Here is a 20,078-nt window from a genome sequence, read left to right as displayed (position 1 = left end):
TCCGCGTCCGCTTTCGCAATCACTGCCTTCGCTTCTTCCAGCGCTTTCTCAAGCTCCGCCCAGCTCTCGGCCGTGTACCCGCTCTCCTCGTACTTCCCGTCGATCGCTTCCACCAGTTCTTTCAATGCAGCTTTGTCGACGTCCGAGGGGATTTCATTCTTCAGCAGCTCGAGCTCGATGTAATCCAGCTCCGCAGCCGTCAGCTCTGCGCTCTTGCTCACCACGATCGTGTTTTCGCCTTCGTTCAGCTTGATCTCCAGCTCATACCCGACCCAGTTGTCGGAGATCATGCCGTTGACCTTGCCCGCGTTGAATGCGACCACCGGCTTCTCCATCGCCTCGCCGCCGTTCACGCTCACAGCAAGCCCTGCATCTGCAGAGCCCGTCGCTGCGCCCAGGTACAGCTTGTAGCTGCCCGCTTCCTTCGCATTCACCGTGAAGGTCGCGCTCGCTCCTTCGCTGCCGAGGCCGGTCACCTTCTTGCCGTTCGAGGAGTTGTAGGTGCTCTCCGCTGCCGCGCCGTTCGCCAGCGCAGCGTCCTCCGCCTCATACCGCTCGCGCTCGATGATCGGTGTGCCAGACGGCAGGTTCACCCTGCTGCCGTATCCGATCGCCTCGCCCAGGTTCGGCGTGCCGTCCTCGTTCCAGGTGAACTTCTGCGTCCGCACTCCGCGGCCGCTCCAGCCCTGGCCCGATTCCTTCGTCGCATGGTACACCATGTAATCCTCTGTACCGTCCGGCGATTTTACGAAGCAGGCATGGCCCGTCGAGTAGGTCTTGACCGCAGGATTCTTCTCGAACACCGCTTCCTCCGACTTCACCCAGTCCGCCGCATTCATCGGGTCGCCGCCCTCTTTCAGCGTCAACTGTCCCAGGCAGTAGTCGTCGCTCCAGCTGCCGCTCGCCGAATACAGGATGTTCACTGTGCCATCCGGCGATTTTACAACCTGTGCACCCTCGTTGATATGCGGTGTGCCGCCCTGCTTCTCCCAGTCATATTCCGGCTTGGAAAGCTCCACGCGGTCTCCCACAATCGTCATCGGGTCGCTCATCTCCGCGATATAAATCCGCTGATCCACATTCTCAAAGCCATCCCAGCCGGACCAAATCGCGTACAGCTTGCCTTCGTGCTCCAGAATCGTCTGGTCGATCGCCCAGCGCTCGGTCTCCGGCGCCAGCTCGCCTACAAATTCAAAGCCTTCCAGCGGGTTCTCAGTCTTGGATTTCAGCACATACATCCGGTGATTGCTGCCCGCACCGCCGGTGTAGTAGATGTACCAGCAGCCGTCCACATAGTGGATTTCGGGCGCCCACAGCTCCTGATTCGGCTCGTCGCCGCTCGGGCTGTACACCAAATACGGCTGCGTCGATGCGATCCGGTTGAGTTCCGGCGAGCGGAACACGTAGATCGCCTTGTCGTTGTGCACACGCACATAGTAATAGTAGCCGTCGTGATAGGTCACGTACGGATCGGCTCCGAAGTTCACGATCGGGTTTGTAAACGCGTGCTCATCGAAGAACTTCAGGGTGTAGGTCACCGAGAAGGTCAGGTCCACCTTGTGCGACAGTGTAATGGTCGCCGCCAGGCTTTCACGCGTCGGCTGCTCGATCGCCACATCATAGTCTTCGTTGTCGAAGTCGATGCCAACCACCGGCAGGTTGTCCAGGGATTCGACATCCACTTCATAATCGGAGATGTTCGCATCGAAGCCGTCCAGGCTCTCGCCGTCCAGCGTAATCCCCGTCACCTCGGGATAATCTGTGTAGAACACGATGTAATCCAGTTCGCTGAAGCTGCCTGTACGGCCGGAGTGGGTGATGGTGAAGGTGTTTTCGCCCTGTTCGAGCTCCACCTGCACCGGGTAGGTTCCCCAGTTGTCCCAGCCGTTCGGCTCGTATTCCACGATTTGCGCGTTATCCGCATCGCCATTCACATAATACTTCTGCGATGCATTCGGCTGGTCGCTTCCGCTGCCCGATACGATATCGATCCGGTAGCTGCCCGCCGCAGGTGCATCCAGCGTAAAGGTGATGGTGGCGTCTGCATTGTCGATGTATCCAACTTTCTTGCCGCCGGAGGCGCCTGCATGATCTCTCACCTTGGCAGGCAGCGTGATCACAGCATCCTCAGCTTCCAGCTTCTCCATCACCTTTTCCGCATAACGGAACGAGACAGTGTAGCTGTCCGCCACCTGAGTGGTGCCCGGGAACAGGATATTGATCTTCGCCTCCATGGTGGCCGCAGTCGCCTGGATGATTTCGAGCTCATAATTCGACGTGCTGGATGCCGCAAGCGCCGCATCGACCGTCGGAATTTCATCGTCGATCACCAATTCGTACTGCTTCACCGCCGGATCGAAGCCCTCCAGCGCCGCGCCGTCCACGCTGATGCTCTTCAGCTTGGGCGCCACATAGGTCAGGGTCAAATAATCCAGCTCTGCAAAGCTCGCATTGACGCCGGAATGGGTAAATGTGATGGTGTTGAGGCCCGCATTCAGGTTGACCGTCAGCGGATACTCCGTCCACACATCCCATTTGGTCGCCTTGTCGTAATTTACAATCTTCGCGTTCGCTGTATCGCCGTTTACATAGTATTTGTGGGACGGGTTCGGGAATGCCGACACTTCGCCGTCCGCCGCGATGTTCACAGCGTACTCGCCCGCTGCGGGTACATACACCGTGAAGGTCACCGTTGCATTGCCGTTGTCGATCGTGCCGACTTTCTTGCCGCCCGATGCGTCGCCGCGGCTCACTGCCGCTGCCGGCGACGTGAGCGTCGCATTCTCCGCCTCATATTTCACGGTGATGTACTCATCCGGTTCGTCCGTGGAGGCTTCCAGCTCGTTGGCGCCGATCTTGAGGCAGTTTTCAGCGAGCTGCACATCCATCCGGTTGCTGCCCGCGCTTGCAAGAACCTTCTCTGCGTTCTCGATCGCCCACTGCAGGCGGTACCAGGACGCCTCGGTATAGCCCTCGTTTGCAATCGCGCGGGATGTTTCGGTCAGGGCGCTCAGAGAGGCGAGCTCTTCGCTGATGTCCTCGCGTTCGCCCGGGGTGACGACGATCTCATCCGAAATCCCGGTCTGCACGCCGCCGGATACCGACGCGATGCGCAGATAATGCGGCTTGCCGTTCTCCAGGCCGGAGATCGCAGTCTTGGTAAGCGATGTGGTATGTGCGATCAGCTCGTAAACTTCTTTGGTGTAGTTGCCCGACTCGGTGCCGCTGACCATCTTGTAGCCATCCGCGCCGCCGAAGCGGGAGAATTTGAGCTGCGCGATGCCGTAGGCGCTGTAGCCGCTGTCTACATATCTCTTGAGTCCGTCAAAGACCTTCAGGTCCTCGTCGGTGACCGGGCGCACCACGATATCGTCGGCGGTGAATGCCTCGCCGTAGCCGCGCAGGCCGATCATGCCGTGGTCGTAGAGATCGTCATAGAATACGCTCATGAGGTTGTCGTCGAGATAGATCGCAATGCGATCCCCGGAAAGAACCACTTTGATGCGGTAATCCACGCCCACTTCAAACTCATGGGGAATGGTCTTCATCTGGTGCCAGCCGTTTGCGCCATAGCCCAAAATCATACAGCTGGTACCGCTCTTGCCGATACCGACATAATAACCGTAGTAATTGTCGCTGCCGTTTTCGCTGACATCGGTCACGCGGTACATCAGGCCGACGTTGTTGCTTCTCGCGCTCTGCAGGTTCAAGGTGACCTCCGCGACATAGTCGGTCCAATTTTCGCTGCCCGCCACCGCTTTCACGTTGGTGGATGCGGCAAAGGCGAGCTTGCCGTCAGCGAAATTCATGCTGGACTTATCGCCGCACAGTCTCCACTTCGCCGCGGAGGCTGTGGCGTCTTCAAAGTCGTCCGCAAAGTTGGCGACTTCGGGTACGATCGGTTCTTCTTCCTCCTCGAACAGAGCGAGCTCGTCCGCCGTCAGGTTGCGTACCTCAAAGGCGGTGGTATCGAACGCCTGGTTCCAGGAGCGCAGGCCGATCGTGCCGCTCGCATAGGAGGCGTCCTCAAAACGGTAGCGCTCCACGCCGTCCACAAAGATGATAAATTCGCCACCCTTGGCGAGCACCTTGAGGTCGTACACCTTGCCGGCCTCGTAGCCGACGTCCGCCACGCTGGTGATGCGGCCCCAGGCGTTGTTGCTCTTGCCCACAATCAGGCCGTACTCGCGCGACTGGGTGTCGTAACCGATACCGGCGTAGTAGCCCTGGTAGGAGTCGCCGTTGGTGTCGGTCACGTTGTTGCAGCGGAACATGATGCCGAAGTTGTTGACCGGGTTCGCCGGACCGGAGACCTTCGCCTCAGCCGCAAAGTCGGTCAGGGCATCCGTCTGGGCCAAAATTTTGAGGTTCTGGCTGGGGCTGACGGCCATCTTGCCCGCTTCAAACGAAACTGCGTTGTTGGGGTCGTACAGCTTCCATTTCGCTGCGCTTGCAGTCGGGTCGCTGAAATCATCCTTGAAGATTGCGGGGTCCTTGCCGAGTGAGATCATCTCGTCGTCGGTGAGCTCTCGGATCTCAAACGCGGAGACGTTGAACGGGACATTGTAGGAGCGGACGCCGGCCAAGCCGTTGGCAAAACGCGCATCCTCGTGCTCATACTTCAGTTCGCCGTCCAGGTAAACCGCAAACTTCGAGCCAGCGACCAAAACCTTGAGGTTGTAGTCCTTGCCCGCCTGATAGTCGACCGGCACATAGCCGATGTCGTGCCAGCCTCCGTCGGCGTAACCGACGCACAGCGCATATCCCTTTGCCGCATAGCTATAGCCGATGCCGGCATAGTAGCCATTGTAGGCATCCGGGCCCTTGCCGGTGATGCCGGTGGCGCGGAACATAATACCGAAGTTGTTGGAGGGATTCGCTTCACCAGAAATGGTGGCCTCCACCGCGTAATCGGTCCATGCTTCCTCACCAGCGCCCATTCTGATATCGGTGCTGGCGCTCACCTTCATCTCGCCGTCTTCAAATTTCACCGCATTGTTGGGGTCGTATACGGTCCAGTCAGCCTTGTTCGCATCGTCGCTGAAGTCGCCCACAAAGTTGGGTTTGGACGCTTCGGACGATTTCACCAGGACCGCCACTTCCTCGCTGTAAGTCTCTACTCCGCCCAGCAGTGCGCCGACGCGGAAGTAGTAGGTCTTGCCGTTTTCCAGGCCGGTGATGGCGGCCGTCTCACTGCGGAAACCGGAGGCATGTGTGGTGTACACGCCGCTTTCGGTGCCGTAATCCACGGTGAAGAACGCATCGTCACGGGTGACGTTGGTCTTGATCGTCACGCCGGTGCCGTTGGCGTTGGACTTAGCGGAGAGGATCTCCGGCTTTTCAACAAGGCCGGTGGGGATGATCTCCAGCTCGGTGATCTCCACAGCGTCGTCGCCGAAGAAGCGGATGTTGTTGTACTGGCCGTAGTCAAAGCGGAAATAACCGCCGCCCGGCACGATATTTTGCAGATTTTCCACCACGATCGGGTCGCCGCCCTCGGCGAAGTTGATCGTCTGGTTATATTTGGTGTTGATGTTCATGCGCAGGCTGCCCGATCCGGTGTAGTGGATCTTCAGCGTATAGCTATCCGCGTTGCGGACCATCACGTTGTCGAACTCCACGACCTTTTCGCCGTCCTGCGTCTTGGTGGTGGCCGTAGCCGCCGTGCGGGTGGTCACGCCGCCCGCCGGAGCCTCGCCGATGGTCGGAATCTGCGTGATGCGCAGCCTGCCGCAGCCATAGGGGATCAGCTCGATCTCCTTCTGAAGCGAGGTGTCCGCCGCAATGGGCGAATACGGGGGCTCGGGCACCACATTGCCCATGACCTCCCACTGGGGGATGGTCTGTCCGGTCACCTTGATCTTGACCGGCGCATTCTGTACGGTAAACGGCTGCAGCGGAATTTCATCCGCCACCTCTACGGTGAAGGAGGAGGCCGGATCATCCGGGTCGATCACCAAACCGTAGTTCCATTCGCTCGCCGCATAGACCTCGTGGTTGGGGAACCGCTCGTCGAGCTGCGGATAGGAGTTGCCCGAACGGGTGTCGTTCGGATTCTCCACAACACGCCAGTCCTCCTCCACCTTGACGGAATAGGTCAGCGGTCCGCGGTCCACAACGACCGAGTTGTTGTACCAAGTGGAGGTGCGCACTTCCATCGGGAATTGTGCCTCCACCACGTCGCCGGCCTTCCACTCGCGTTCGATGGTGAGGAAGCCGTTGACCACATCGCCGCCGACCGCCGTGCCGTTCACTTGAAAAGACGGGGCCTCGCACCACTCGGGGATGCGCAGCTTGAGCGGGAAGGAGGCGGTGTCGCCGCCGTATGTAATGGAGATGTCGCCGTTGAACGGGTAGTTGGTCTCCTGGCGGAACTCCGCGGTCTTGCCGCCCGCGACGGGGGCTGTCACGCTATTGGGGCCGTAGGAGATCACCGCCATGCCGCCGTCCACCGTGGCCATCCACATGTTCTGCACGAATTTCGGCCAGCCCATGTGCATGTTGGGGAAGCAGCACTCGTAGCCCGAAGGCGCGCTGAAGGCGAAGCTGTCGCCGTATTCCTGCAGGGACTCGTGCGAACCGTGGGTCGCCAGCACCTGATTCTGGGCCTGGTAGTAGTTGTGGCCGGTGAAATCAGGGGAGTAGCAGACCGGCAGGGAGTTGTAGGCGAGATGCTCCAGCTCGTCGCCCAGCCAGCCTTCGCCGAGAATCCGCATGCTGATCGCATCGGAAAGGATGCTCTCCACCACCGAGCAGGTCTCGGTGCCGCGGTAGGGGTAGTTCTCGCGCGCCAGCTCGTCTGCATTGGCGAGACTGTCCACGCGACCGTGGTCGATGCCCAGGTTGAACAGGCCCTCGCGCAGCGCGTTGCGGTCGCGCTGGCTGCCGGTGATCTGATAGATGACCGCCGGAGTCTTCATACCTTGGGTGGTGTTGACCACATGCTGGCGGACAGTGGTATCGGTGAACACGTCCGTCCAGTTGTAAGTGGTTGCGTAGAGCGTATTCGCCAAGTCGATCAGCCATTCGCTCGCTTCGGGGTTCGCGGGGTCGTAGATGTGGTTATAGTACCACAGCACGACCTCGATGTTGTCGCCGCCGCGCGCAGAACCCCAGCTGCTGAGCTGAGGCTTCTGCTCCTGCTGATAACGAAAATACTTTTCGAGGAAGTCTATAATCCTCTCATCGGGCTCCCCCGCGTAGACGGTCGCCTCATAGTAATCGCGCAGAATCTGCACCATCACCATGCGGGGCCACCAGTCGGTGTTGGACTCAGGACCAAAGAAGCCGTCGAATCGCTGGGTGGCCAGCAGCGCGTCAATCCACTCCTGCGCCTTCGCCTTGAGCTCGTCATCATCCAGCACCCAGGCCAGGGAGGTAAGGCCCCTCAGGTAATAGGGCCCCTTCTCCCAGTTGTCGCCGCTGCCGCCGCGCCAGGCGCTGGCTTCGCTGTAGATGGCGAGGTTGTTATGAATGTAGCCGGTAAGCCCGTTCTTTTGCAGATAAAGCTGCTGCAAGAGCCAGTCCTCAGCCTGGACCGCGCCCATCGGCAACTGTGCAAATGGAGCTTCCTCCAGCTCACCCTGGTTGAAGTTATAGTTGAAAATCGGGTCTTCAGCCGCGCCGGTACCCGCCGTTTGAGCGTATGCCGTCAGGGGGCTGCACGCCATAGCGACGCTCAGGACTACGCTGACAACGCGGCTCAAAAGATTTTTCTTTGCCATACCTTCACTTCACTTTCTCCTTAATTTTCAGTGTCCCATTGCAGCAAACGCCTCTACAGCTCCACCCTTCTTCAGCAAAACCACTCCTTCCGTTCTCTATCATGGTGGAAGATATCCAAATTCAGAGAGAATTTGCTACTATACCTTAACATTATCACATTTTTGAAAAGAAGTATTTTTGATTTTTTAGCAATTTGGACCCACTTTATACGATTTTTTAGCATTTCCTCAACATTTTATAATTATTTTTCATTTTTCGAGCACTTGTCTTATATTTCATGATAATTCATGAAATATCATGATGTTTTTCATGAAAAATTACATGTTATTCCATTTTCTGCATCTGCGTATCCAGATGCAAAATTTTAGCATCATATACCTTGAGGGGAACCTCCCAAAAGTAGGGGTGATGCCGTAGGGGGCCGCTCGCGTCAGCCGTAGAGGCGTAGGATCAACTCCAAGGTGCTCTGTGACGGGGTAAAGCTATCCCCCGCGGTGTTGAAGGCCCCGCGCACCAACGCCGCGTTGGCGTGCTCCCCGCCGAGCTTGGCCAAGAAGGAGAGCGCCTCGCGGCGGCTGTCGTAATCGCCGAACGAAAGATCAGAATCGACCAGGTTGATGACCGATTGAAACAGCGCGTCCGCCTGCGGGGAGAGCGCGGTCTCCAGCCGCCCGTTGATGTAGGCAGCGAGCAGGTCGCTGGCCGCTGCACAACGCGCCAGTTCGTTGGCGTAGCCGGGATAGCGCAGGATATCGTAAAACTTCTTTCCATCCACCATCTGGGGGCCCTCCGCCAGGCTGATGGACAGCCCCTCGCTCCGGTATTCAAGCGGCGCCGGAAGCTCATATTCAATGTAGCCGATGCTGTCCACCGCGTGCACCAGGCTCTCCCCGTTGAAGGTCACGTAGCGGTCAACGGGGATATCGAACAGCGCGCTCAGCGCCTGCTTGACCGCCATAGCCCCGTCCAACCGGTAAAGCTCGCTCAAAGTGTTCTGTTTGCCGTTGTAGGTGACCACCGTCTGGGGCGGCAGCGCTGCGACCGGCAGGCGGCCGTCCTCCGCATCCAGCCGCACCAGGAAAAAATAGCGGGCAGGGTTTTCTTTGGCATCCGAACCGATGAGCACCAGGTTGAGGTTGTCCTCCGCCCGCGGGAGGTAATAGTCGTCCGCCGAGGATTCCGGCGCGCTGGAGGATGCGGGCTGTTTGCTCTGGACGTTGGCCACCATCATCAGCGCCATCATGAGCAGCACCAAAAACGACGAGCCGAACGCCACGACAAAATATTTGGTGCGCTCAAAATTTCCATTCTTCATCCCGCAGCCGCCTTTCGTCACCATATTCACCCTTTAGCTTGGTCCATCCGCCCCCGCCTTATGCACCATTGGCAGGGGGTGGCCGCTTGTAAATAGGGGTGGTTTATGATAAGATGAAGGGCAGAAATCTGATTGAGATGGAGGTTCCCAAACCGATGGTTACATTGAGCAAAACCGGGGTCTATCTGATGAACGGCCGCGAGGTTGTTGCGGACACCGAGGAAAACCGCGCGCGGCTGGCCGGCCTGCAGCCGGAGCAGGCACGCCAAGGCACCATGGCCTACCGCATTCTGGAGGCGCACAACACCTCCAGCAACATGGACAAGCTGAAGATCAAATTCGACGCAATGACCAGCCATGACATCACCTATGTGGGCATTGTACAGACCGCCCGCGCTTCGGGGCTTGAGAAGTTCCCGATCCCCTATGTGCTGACCAACTGCCACAACAGCCTGTGCGCAGTGGGTGGCACCATCAACGAGGACGATCACATGTTCGGCCTGTCAGCGGCCAAAAAATACGGCGGCATCTATGTACCCGCCCATCAGGCGGTCATCCACAGCTACATGCGCGAGATGATGAGCGCCTGCGGCCGGATGATCCTGGGCAGCGACAGCCACACCCGCTACGGTGCACTGGGCACCATGGCGGTGGGCGAGGGTGGACCCGAGCTGGTGAAGCAGCTGCTCGGCAAAACCTACGACATCAACCGCCCCGAGGTAATCGCGGTCTACCTGACCGGCAAGCCCGACCCGCGCGTGGGCCCGCAGGATGTGGCGCTTGCGATCATCGGCGAGGTATTTAAAAATGGCTATGTGAAGAACAAGGTGATGGAGTTTGTGGGCGACGGTATCGCCAACCTGAACGTCGATTACCGCTGCGGCATCGACGTGATGACCACCGAGACCACCTGCCTTTCGTCCATTTGGGCGACCGACAGCGCGGTACAGGATTACTTTGAAATTCACGGTCGTCCGGACGCCTACCGCGAGATGCGGCCGGCCGACGTGGCTTACTACGACGGGCTGATCACCGTCGATCTCTCCACAGTGGAACCGATGATCGCCATGCCGTTCCACCCGAGCAACACCTACACCATCCGCGAGCTCAACGCCAACCTCGGCGACATCCTGCGCGAGGTCGAGCGGGTGGGAGCCCAGCAGCTCGACGCGCCCAACATCGACTTTAAGCTGACAGATAAAATTGTGGACGGCAGACTCAAGGTGGACCAGGGCATCATCGCGGGCTGCGCAGGCGGCACTTTCGACAACCTGTGCGACGCAGCCGACATCCTTTCCGGCCGCTCAATCGGCAGCGACGAGTTTGCCATGAGCGTATATCCCGGCAGCCAGCCGATCTATCTGGAGCTGGTGCGCAACGGCTCGATCGCCAAGTTTATGGAGGCGGGCGCTGCGGTCAAAACCGCCTTCTGCGGCCCCTGCTTCGGCGCAGGCGATGTGCCTGCCAACGGCGCGCTTTCCATCCGGCACACCACCCGCAACTTCCCCAGCCGCGAGGGCAGCAAGCCAGGCAACAACCAGATCGCCTCGGTAGCGCTGATGGATGCGCGCTCAATCGCGGCCACCGCCGTGAACGGCGGCTTCCTCACCCCGGCCACCGACCTGGATGTGAGTTTTGGCAAGCCCGCCTACCACTTCGACCGGGCGATCTACCAAAACCGCGTGCACGACAGTTACGCGCACGGCAACCCGATGCTCGACCTCAAGTTTGGCCCCAACATCGCCGACTGGCCCGCGATGTCCGCGTTGACCGATGACCTGATCCTCAAGGTGGTGTCTGAAATCCACGACCCCGTCACCACCACCGACGAGCTGATCCCCTCGGGCGAGACCTCGAGCTACCGCTCCAACCCGCTCAAGCTAGCCGAATTCGCCCTTTCGCGCAAGGACCCCGCCTATGTGGGCCGCGCCAAAGAGGTGCAGAAGGCCGAGCACGCGCGCCTGGCCGGACAGGACCCGAAAGCGACCCTCCCCGAGTTGGCCGAAGCGGTCGCGCTGTTTGAGACGGTTAAACCGGTGGATGCACTGCGCACCGGCGTGGGCAGCGTGATCTTTGCGGTGAAGCCGGGCGACGGCAGCGCGCGCGAGCAGGCCGCAAGCTGCCAGAAGGTGCTGGGTGGCTGGGCCAACATCGCCAACGAGTACGCCACCAAGCGCTACCGCAGTAACCTTATCAACTGGGGGATGCTGCCGCTGCTCATCGAAGAGGGGGCGCTCCCCTTCCAGAATCTCGATTACATCTTCCTGCCGGGCATCCGCAGGGCGGTGGAGGAGAAGGCGGACACCATCACCGCTTATGCGGCGCATGGTGGAGAGCTGGTCCCCTTCCCCCTCACCCTCGGCCAACTGACCGACGACGAGCGCCGGATCATTTTGGCGGGTTGCCTGATCAATTTCTATCGAGACAACAAATAAAGGAACCGACAAGGAGGCCGGTGAGCGCTGCTCACCGGCCTCCTTGCGTTTAGGGTTATTGTATTATATGGCATCCAGGCCTCCGCCTGGGGGAAATCACGGCTCTTCCTCCGGTGCCTCGGGCGGTTCCCCAGGCGCGGGCGGCGGCTCAGGTTCTTCCCGATGCAGCGGTTCAGGCGCTTTTTCATCCGCCGGCGCTTCCGCCTCCGGCTGTGCACAAATGGGCAGGGACGCGGTCGCCTTGAACAGGTCGCCGTCCACCTCGATGGCCAGCGTACCGCCGCACAGCTCGACAAAGCTTTTGGCGATCGCCAGACCGAGCCCCGACCCTTCGGTGGTCCGGCTGGCATCCCCCCGCTGGAACCGCTCGACGATGTCCTCGGGGGAAAAGTGCATCTCATAGTTGGCGATATTTTTGAAGATGATTGTGGCCTCCTGCCTCAGCGGGAGCACGGCGATGTAGATGCGCGTACCGGCCAGTGAATATTTGAGGGCGTTGCCCAGCAGATTTTCAAACACCCGGTGCAGCTTCTTGCCGTCCGCCCAGACCATCAGGCGGGGTACGGCAAATTGGGTTCGTAGCTCGAGCCCCAGCGCGTCGGCGCGCTGATCCATCTCGGCAATCGTCTGCTCCACCAGGGCTACCACGTCGATCTGCTCGGGGTGCAGCTCGATCGCCCCGCTGTTGGCGCGGCTGATTTCAAACAAATCCTGCACCAGGTTTTTGAGGCGGTCGGCCTTCTGCGCGATGATCTTGACGTAGTCGTTGGCGTAGGCGGGGTCGAGCTCCTCCTTGCTGAGCAGATCCACATAATTGATGATGGAGGTGAGCGGCGTTTTGAGGTCGTGTGAGACGTTGGTGACCAACTCGACCTTCATGCGCTCGCTGCGCACCTGCTCCTCCACCGCACGGCTGATGCCGCTTTGGATGTCGCTCAGGTCGTTCGCCAGCGGTGCGAAGTCGTCCTCCGGCGGTAGGATGAGCGGCTCATTCACTGTGCCATTTTTAACCTCGCGGACATAGTCCATCACCAGGCCAAACTCATCGACGTTGCGGTTGTAACGCTTGATGTAATCGACCAGGAGGAAAATCCCCAGGCCCACCAGCACCACATCGATGATCCACCCGAGCGGGGCGATATACAGGAACACAAAGAACAACAGGATCAGTAAAAATTCGGAGGCTACTAAAATGATAAACCGCTGCTTCATCCTCTGGAGGAAATCGTGCTTGTTTTCTAAGCTGCGCACAAACCGGAGCATCCACTTGCTGATAGACGAAATGGAGTTGTGGGTGAACACGCGCGCCTTGTTGTAGCACAGGTCCAGCAACAGAAACCAGCACCACCAGAAGCACGACAGGAAGAGCAGCAGATAGATAAACTCAGAGCTTCCAAAGATCAGCTCCAGCGCGCGCCATCCACCGAGTACGGCCAGCACGGTGAGCGCCGCCTTGGCCTCCAGCCAGAACCACCCCATCATGTGGGCGATCTTGCGGTTGGCCAGCGCAAGCGACTTGTGCTTGATTGCGACCACCAGCAAAATCAGCAGGGAGATGCACGCCAGAATCGTCAGCACGCCCAGGATGATGACATCGTTTTTCCAGGAGCTCCACGTGCCGTAAAGGTCGCCGTGCGGCTGAAACTGGCCCTCTGGACGCACTGCCAGGTAGATGACGACATCACTGGTGTAGCCGCTGCGGATGGTGTTGCGGATGGCGGTGTCAAAGTAGGCGGCGTAGCGGTTCTCCAGCACCTGCTGGGTCTCGTCGATGGAACCCCATCTGCTGTCGCGCGAGATCGAAATCTTGTCCTCTGCGATGCGGATGTATTCGCTATAATTTCCGCCGGAAATCAGGTTGTTGAACACCCCGGGCGACAGCGCTTCGGTGTTGCTGAAGAGTTTGATCCCGTCGCCTTGGTTGGACTGGACAAAATAGTCCAGATTTCCGTTTTCACGATCGAGCATATATTGGCCCTGCTGCTGCTCAGACTGGCTGCCGAGCGCCATATAATAGGCGTCGGCGATCAGGCCGCTGATGGTTCGGGTGTAGGATGGGGTGTCGCGGTAATCGAGGTAGAGGTTGTCCCCGCCCTGTGTCTGATAAAGCGCCAACCCGACCGAGTACAACAGGAGTGTGACGGCCAGCGCAAAGAAAAAGAAGGTCACGCCGGGTTTACGTTTTTTCAATTTTGTATCCAATGCCCCACACCACCTTCAAATATTTGGGTTCCCTGGGATTGATCTCGATCTTCTCCCGGATGCGCCGGATGTGCACTGCGACCGTGTTCTCCGGAGAGAAGCTCGGTTCGTTCCACACCCGCTCGTAGATTTCGTTGATGGAGAACACCCGTCCCTGGTTGCGCAGCAGCAGCTCCACAATTTTGTATTCAATGGGCGTGAGCTTGACCTCCTCGCCGTCCACCGTGAGCTTCTTTTGATGTACGTCCAGGCAGAGGCCGCCGCTGCAAAGGCGCTCGGACGCGCCGCCGATCCCCTCTGCGGCGCCCAGCTTCACATACCGCCGCAGCTGGCTCTTCACACGCGCAATCAGCTCCAAGGGGTTGAACGGTTTGGTGATGTAGTCGTCCGCGCCGAATTCCAGGCCGAAAATTTTATCGGTGTCCTCGCTTTTGGCGCTCACCAGAATGATGGGGATGTTGTTCTGTTCCCGGATGCGCAGCATCGCCTTGATGCCGTCCAGCCTGGGCATCATCACATCCATCAGGATCAGATGGATGTTGTTCTCTGCCACCCGTTCCAACGCTTGCAGGCCGTCGTAGGCCTTGAGAATGTTGAGGTTCTCTTTGCTCAAATAAATGGCGATCGATTCAACGATCTCGCGGTCGTCGTCCACCACCAGCACATTCAACCGTTCCAACCGGGATGCTCCTCCTATTCGCGGGCGCAACTGCGCTTTCTCCTGCTATGATGATACCGTGAGCGCAAAGCGCGAAATGGATCATTGCGCGAATGCCCAATGCAAAATCAGTATCATAGCCGCTTTACGGTTATTATACCATGCGCACACAACCCCCGTCCGGGCGTTGGCGACTTTCTCAATCCAGAACCTATTGTAACAGCGAGTTCTTTCCAACCACACCACAAAATTCTTACAGTTTTCTTACAACATTTTGGAGACTCCAAAATCAAATATTTTTTGATAAAATACTTGACAAACGGCCTCTATCCTAGTATAATAAATGACATTGCGAGACAATCGGCAGAAACGTTTCACCGGCCCCCTGCCAAGCACCGCAAAATTGTGGCCTGGTAGTTCAGTTGGTTAGAACGCTAGCCTGTCACGCTAGAGGTCGTGGGTTCGAGCCCCATCCAGGTCGCCACATTTGCTGTTATAGCTCAGTCGGTAGAGCGCATCCTTGGTAAGGATGAGGTCACCAGTTCGAATCTGGTTAACAGCTCCACAAAAAATCCACTTTACTTTTGTGAAGTGGATTTTTTGTTTTTGCCGCGCCTCCCCCCGGTCGAGAGGGCATTTATTTCACTTTTTCTTGTCGATTTTTGATTTTGGCATTGACAGAAGTACCCATTGCAGGTTATAATAGATTGCGTTGAGCAGATGTTACTGCAATATACAGATAGGGGTATAGCTCAGTTGGTAGAGCAGTGGTCTCCAAAACCACGTGCCGAGGGTTCAAGTCCTTCTGCCCCTGCCACTGTCGGAGCAAGCGATATACAGCTTGCTCCGATTTTTATTTATAAGAATCAGGACGCGTTCGCGCCGCTGTCAATCGTTTGCGTGGCGCCGCTTTTGGGCGACTTTTCCTACCGGCGGGCGGCCTACCATCCCCTTTCACAGCAAAAAACCGGAGCAATTGATGCTCCGGTTTTTTTATTTCATCGGAAAGGTTGCGGCCTACCCTTCGTATTTTATTTATCTTCCGAACATCACCTTTGCCGCAGCCATATTCTCCACAACCGGCACCCCAAACGGGCACCGTTTTTCGCAGGCGCGGCACGCGATGCACTCGCCCGCTGTGTGGCTCAGCGCCGCGTAGTGCTCCCGCACTGTCTCCGGCACTTCGCCCTGGGCCCTGGCGAGATTCAAAAACTTGGTTACGGTGGCCACATCGATCCCCTTGGGGCAGGGCGCACAGTGGCCGCAATACATACAGTGGCCTTCCCACTTGATCCGCGGGAAGGTGGCAAACGCGGTGGCGTAATCCCGGTCACTATCCGACGCGGTCTCGTAGGCCAGCGATGTGGCCAGCTCCTCAGTGCTGTGTGCGCCCGACATCACACAGGCAACCGCGGGGCGGGTGAGCGCGTAATGGATGCACTGATTTGCTGTGAGCGCTTTGCCCGCAGGGGAAAGCGTCTCGCTGAGCAGATCACCGCCGCCAAACGCCTTCATGACAGTGATTCCCACGCCGAGGCGCTGGCAGGTCTCGTAGAGCCGCTCACGCTCTGGGTCCATATTGGTGAGCCCGCCCGAATAGCTGTCTGCGGCCCAAAGTTTCTCCACGTCCTCATCCGGCGGCTGAAGATCGTAGCAGGGGTTTACGCTGAACATCAGCACCTCGACCAGCCCACTTTCCACCGCAGCGAGGGCGGCCTGAGGGTTGTGGCTGCTGACGCCGATGTGCCGGATTCTCCCGGCCTTTTTCAGCTCCTGTGCGTAGGCCATCACCGGACCTTCGGCGATCTCCTTCCACAGGGCGACGGAATCCACATAGTGGATCATGCCGATATCTATGTAATCGGTATCGAGGTTGGAAAGCATCGCCTCAAAAGCGGCGCGCACCTCGCCGATCTTTCGGGTCGCCCGGTATTGGCCGTTCTCCCAGATCGCGCACAAATGGGCTTGCAGGATGAAATCCTCACGCCTGGCGTGAATCGCCCGGCCCACCCGGCGCTGCACATCGGGGTTGGGGCTGTAGAGGTCCATGCAATTGACGCCGCCTTCCAGCGCCAGCCGGAACATCTCCTCGGCAAAGCGGTCGTCCTGAAGGACAAAACCCTCACAGCCCAGCCCGATCTCGCTGACCCTCAGGCCGGTTTTTCCTAGTTCACGGTAGTTCATTTCAAATCGCCGTCTCCTTCTGTGTGATCGTTATGTTTTTCCGGCACGTAGGCCAACTCAGCGTCCTGAGGGGGCGTCGAAGACCGAAGAGACCTCTTTCAGATAATCCACGACCTTCAGATGTTGTGGGCACCGGCGCTCACACTGTTTGCACCCGATGCAGTCGGCAGCCCTCCCGTGGGTCTCGGCGAGGTTTTCGTAATAGGTCGAGGCGACGATGCGCTGCACCGCTCCGAAGCGTTTGAGGGTATTATACAGTGCAAAATAGTCGGGGATGGCAATTTCTTTGGGGCAACCGTCAGTGCAGTACCGGCAGGCGGTGCACGGAATGGCAATCGCGCCTTGGACAATTTCAGTCGCCCGCGCCAACACCTCCCTCTCCCCGGCGTCCAGCGGGGTAAAATGCTTCATATAGCTGAGATTGTCTTCCAACTGCGCCTGGTTGCTCATGCCGCTGAGCACCATCATCACGTTGTCCAGCGACGCCGCAAACCGGACGGCCCACGATGCGGTGGAGAGATCGGGGCGGTATTCCTTCAGGAGCTGTTCCGCCCGCTCCGGGATGTTTGCCAGGGCGCCGCCCTTCACCGGCTCCATGACGATAACCGGCTTGCCGTATCGGGTAGCGATCTCATAGCACTCCCGCGCGCGGATGGCTGAGTCCTCCCAGTCGATATAGTTGATTTGCAACTGAACATACTCCATCTCCGGGTGCTTGGATAGAATCTCTTCGAGCAGTTCCGGCGCATCGTGGAAGGAGAAGCCGATATGACGGATCTTCCCTTCGGCCTTTTTCTGCGCGATGTATGCAAACGCCTGCAGTTCCTCGGACTTTTCATAGCTGATCTTTCCCAGGCTGTGCAGCCAATAGTAGTCGAAATACTCCACGCCGCAGCGCGCAAGCTGCTCCTCAAAGATGCGCGGAATCTCCTCCTTTTGGTTGATGAGGAACATGGGCAGTTTGTCGGTGACGGTGTAAGCATCTCGGGGATATCTTTTTACAACGGCTTCGCGGAAAGCGGTCTCACTGCTCCCCCCATGGTAGGGGTAAGCCGTATCAAAGTAAGTGCCGCCCGCCGCTATAAAGACGTCCGCCATCTTCTTGAACGCTTCGATATCCACGCTACTGGGGATGTTGGGGTCAGTCTGCGGCAGGCGCATCAATCCGAATCCCAATTTCTCCATGATGTATCATCCTTTCTCTCTTTGCTGCTGGGCGAAGTCGTTTTTACGTTACTGATACATTATACCATACCCTCTGGAGTGAACTCCAGGTCAAGTGAATTTTTTGTGAACGAATGGGAAGTTTTAATCAGCCGTGTTATCATAACCGCAAACCAAAAAGCGCAGGGCGGCCAATCGTTTTGCAACGATTACGAAAGCGGCTTCTATGCTTTTGTCCCGTTTTATGCTATAATAGCCGCGGAACAGCTATGACACGCCACGCACTGTTTATGGGGTATCTGCGCCAACACCGCCGCAGACCGCACATATATCCGTACAGCGGCAGAAAAAGCGCGCTGCCATAGAGCCCATGCGAAAAGATGATATCAAGTCCGAACTAAAGCAGAAACAGAAAGGAAGGGGCCTAAAATGCCAAATATCTATGAAGCGAACAACGCGCGCTATCAATCGATGAAGTACAACCGATGTGGCAAAAGCGGTCTGCTGCTCCCCATGATCTCTTTGGGGCTGTGGCACAATTTTGGGGATCACGACGACTATGAAAACATGCGTCAGATGTGTTTTACCGCATTCGACCACGGCATCACCCATTTTGACCTGGCCAACAATTACGGCCCCGCGCCGGGCAGCGCGGAGATCAATTTCGGGCGCATCCTGCGGGAAAACCTTCACCCTTACCGGGACGAGCTGATCATCAGCACCAAAGCGGGTTACCTCATGTGGGACGGCCCATATGGGGACTGGGGCAGCCGGAAATACCTCCTGGCCAGCCTGGATCAAAGCCTTTCCCGCATGGGGCTGGACTATGTGGATATTTTTTACCACCACCGCATGGACCCCGACACCCCGTTGGAAGAAAGCATGATGGCGCTCGATTCCGCTGTGAAGAGCGGCAAGGCGCTCTATGCGGGAATTTCCAATTACGACGGTCCCCACCTGTTGGAGGCGGCCCGCATCCTCGAAGAGCTCAAATGCCCCTTTGTAATCAACCAAAACCGTTACTCCATCTTCGACCGCACAGTGGAGGCCAACGGCCTGCGGGACGCCGCATTGCAGGAGGGCAAGGGCTTGATCGTCTACAGCCCTCTGGCGCAGGGGCTCCTCACCGACAAATACCTGGGAGGCGTCCCCGCAGACAGCCGCATCCGCCGGGACGGGCGCTTTTTGACCACCGATGCGCTGACACCTCATCGTTTGGAGCAGATTCGTCAGCTCAACGACCTCGCCCTTGAGCGCGGACAGACGCTGGCACAGTTGGCGATCTGCTGGCTGCTGCAAAACAAAGCCGTCACCAGCGTGCTGATCGGCGCTTCCCGTCCGGAGCAGATTGTAGAAAATGTCGAGACGCTGGGCTCCGTTCATTTTACACAGGAGGAACTCAACTGGATCGATCAAATATCCCATTGACCCAAAGGGGCCCCGCACTTCTGTGCGGGGCCCCTTTTTGCCGACGGCAAAGGCGCGGTGCAGCAGATTGCCGCACCGCGCCTCCACCTTGGGAAATATAAGAGGAAGAAATGGAAAAGGCTTATTTCTCCAGCTCGTGCTGTCTGCGGCGGATCACCACAACTGTGACAGCCGCAGCCGCCAGCAGCGCAAGGACGATCAGCGCGCCGATCACAAAGCTGTTGTTGTTTTCTTCCACGGCCGCCTCAGCCTGAGCTGCGGGGGCCTCGGGTACAGCGGGAACCACAGGCTCGATCACTGCGGGAGCCTCGGGTACGACCGGCTCCACAGGAACCGTCGCCTCAGGCGCTGCGGGCGCCACCGCCGTGGGTACCTCGCCGCCCGTCTCCGGGTTGCTGTTTGCAGCGGGCGCATTCACTGTGCCACTCGCAGCAGGAGCTCCACCGGCCATGGCCTTGATCTCGTCGGAGGTGTAATACACAGCCGCCGCGCTGTAGCCTTTCAGCTCCCCTGCGCCGTTCACTGCGTAATCCTTGTCGCCGATCTCGAAGATCACGGTCACGCCCTTGTTCTTCAGGGCGTCGATCACCGTCGCAGGCACCATCGCGCCCTCGTCCAGCTTCGCGTTCACTTTGCCGCCCTTTTCGGTCCCGTTGATCTTCTCGATCACTTCAGTCCAATAGTCGCTGTCCGCTACCTGGCCCGTGCTGCCGCCCTTCGAGCTCGAAGGTTTGCTCGGCTTCTCAATCGGCTCCAGCTTCACCGCGTTCAGCTTATTGGTCATCTCTACTTCCTGTTCCAGCGTCAGCTCGTCGGACTCCAGCAGCTCCTTCGCTTCCGCGATCACTGCTTCCAGTTCCTCGATGCTCGCCGCTGTGTACTTCGTCGCGTCGATCTCCGCCTCGCGCGTCTCGATCACCTTCGCCAGGCGCACCTTCGACATCGCCACTGTGAGCGCACTCGCCTT

At 58.3% G+C, this 20,078-nt stretch carries 9 protein-coding genes and 3 tRNA genes; 5 read left to right on the top strand and 7 right to left on the bottom strand.

Annotation, left to right across the window (positions count from 1 at the left end):
* A partial coding sequence (locus tag H8711_RS12075; protein ID WP_249283697.1) for a family 43 glycosylhydrolase occupies positions 1-7,724 on the bottom strand: 7,724 nt, incomplete at its 3' end.
* A gap of 431 nt (positions 7,725-8,155) precedes the next feature.
* Positions 8,156-9,040, bottom strand: coding sequence for an LCP family protein (locus H8711_RS12070; RefSeq protein WP_249283696.1), 885 nt, complete (start codon positions 9,038-9,040; stop codon positions 8,156-8,158).
* A gap of 155 nt (positions 9,041-9,195) precedes the next feature.
* Here H8711_RS12070 and H8711_RS12065 point away from each other — a divergent pair, with 155 nt between their 5' ends.
* Complete coding sequence (locus H8711_RS12065; protein ID WP_249283699.1) at positions 9,196-11,475, top strand: hydratase; 2,280 nt, start codon at positions 9,196-9,198, stop codon at positions 11,473-11,475.
* Positions 11,476-11,571: 96 nt separating this feature from the next.
* On the opposite strand, the gene H8711_RS12060 is transcribed toward H8711_RS12065, so the two are convergent.
* On the bottom strand, positions 11,572-13,665 hold the full coding sequence (locus H8711_RS12060) for a sensor histidine kinase (protein WP_249283695.1): 2,094 nt from the start codon (positions 13,663-13,665) through the stop codon (positions 11,572-11,574).
* Positions 13,652-14,347: a response regulator transcription factor gene (locus tag H8711_RS12055; RefSeq protein WP_249283698.1), complete on the bottom strand. Its 696-nt coding sequence runs from the start codon at positions 14,345-14,347 to the stop codon at positions 13,652-13,654. The genes H8711_RS12060 and H8711_RS12055 overlap by 14 nt, the downstream gene beginning before the upstream one ends.
* Positions 14,348-14,742: 395 nt before the next feature.
* Between H8711_RS12055 and H8711_RS12050 the strand changes: the two genes are divergently transcribed.
* The 3 genes from H8711_RS12050 to H8711_RS12040 all read left to right on the top strand — a co-directional run bounded on the left by H8711_RS12050 (position 14,743) and on the right by H8711_RS12040 (position 15,152).
* Positions 14,743-14,819: transfer RNA gene (locus H8711_RS12050), tRNA-Asp, on the top strand.
* Between the two features lie 5 nt (positions 14,820-14,824).
* Positions 14,825-14,900: transfer RNA gene (locus H8711_RS12045), tRNA-Thr, on the top strand.
* 176 nt (positions 14,901-15,076) lie between these two features.
* Positions 15,077-15,152, top strand: a tRNA-Trp gene (locus tag H8711_RS12040).
* Positions 15,153-15,370: 218 nt separating this feature from the next.
* On the opposite strand, the gene H8711_RS12035 is transcribed toward H8711_RS12040, so the two are convergent.
* Positions 15,371-16,519 (bottom strand): aldo/keto reductase, encoded by a 1,149-nt coding sequence (locus H8711_RS12035; protein ID WP_249283694.1) that lies wholly within the window; start codon positions 16,517-16,519, stop codon positions 15,371-15,373.
* A gap of 57 nt (positions 16,520-16,576) precedes the next feature.
* Positions 16,577-17,704, bottom strand: a complete 1,128-nt coding sequence (locus tag H8711_RS12030) for an aldo/keto reductase (protein ID WP_249283693.1) — start codon at positions 17,702-17,704, stop codon at positions 16,577-16,579.
* Between the two features lie 408 nt (positions 17,705-18,112).
* On the opposite strand from H8711_RS12030, the gene H8711_RS12025 reads away from it, so the two are divergent.
* Positions 18,113-19,111, top strand: coding sequence for an aldo/keto reductase (locus H8711_RS12025; protein WP_249283692.1), 999 nt, complete (start codon positions 18,113-18,115; stop codon positions 19,109-19,111).
* A gap of 121 nt (positions 19,112-19,232) precedes the next feature.
* Here H8711_RS12025 and H8711_RS12020 read toward each other — a convergent pair.
* The coding region (locus H8711_RS12020) for a hypothetical protein (RefSeq protein ID WP_430413575.1) at positions 19,233-20,078 on the bottom strand (846 nt) is incomplete at its 5' end.

Source organism: Ligaoa zhengdingensis, assembly GCF_014384885.1.
Lineage (GTDB): Bacteria > Bacillota > Clostridia > Oscillospirales > Ruminococcaceae > Ligaoa > Ligaoa zhengdingensis.
Note: the sequence above shows the minus strand (reverse complement) of the source record. Positions and strands in the feature narration are given on the sequence as shown.

What these genes read in the sequence shown, in the direction of transcription:
- H8711_RS12030 (WP_249283693.1), bottom strand. Translation starts at nt 17,704, where the DNA reads ATGGAGAAATTGGGATTCGGATTGATGCGCCTGCCGCAGACTGACCCC.
- H8711_RS12065 (WP_249283699.1), top strand. Translation starts at nt 9,196, where the DNA reads ATGGTTACATTGAGCAAAACCGGGGTCTATCTGATGAACGGCCGCGAG.
- H8711_RS12025 (WP_249283692.1), top strand. Translation starts at nt 18,113, where the DNA reads ATGCCAAATATCTATGAAGCGAACAACGCGCGCTATCAATCGATGAAG.
- H8711_RS12035 (WP_249283694.1), bottom strand. Translation starts at nt 16,519, where the DNA reads ATGAACTACCGTGAACTAGGAAAAACCGGCCTGAGGGTCAGCGAGATC.
- H8711_RS12070 (WP_249283696.1), bottom strand. Translation starts at nt 9,040, where the DNA reads ATGAAGAATGGAAATTTTGAGCGCACCAAATATTTTGTCGTGGCGTTC.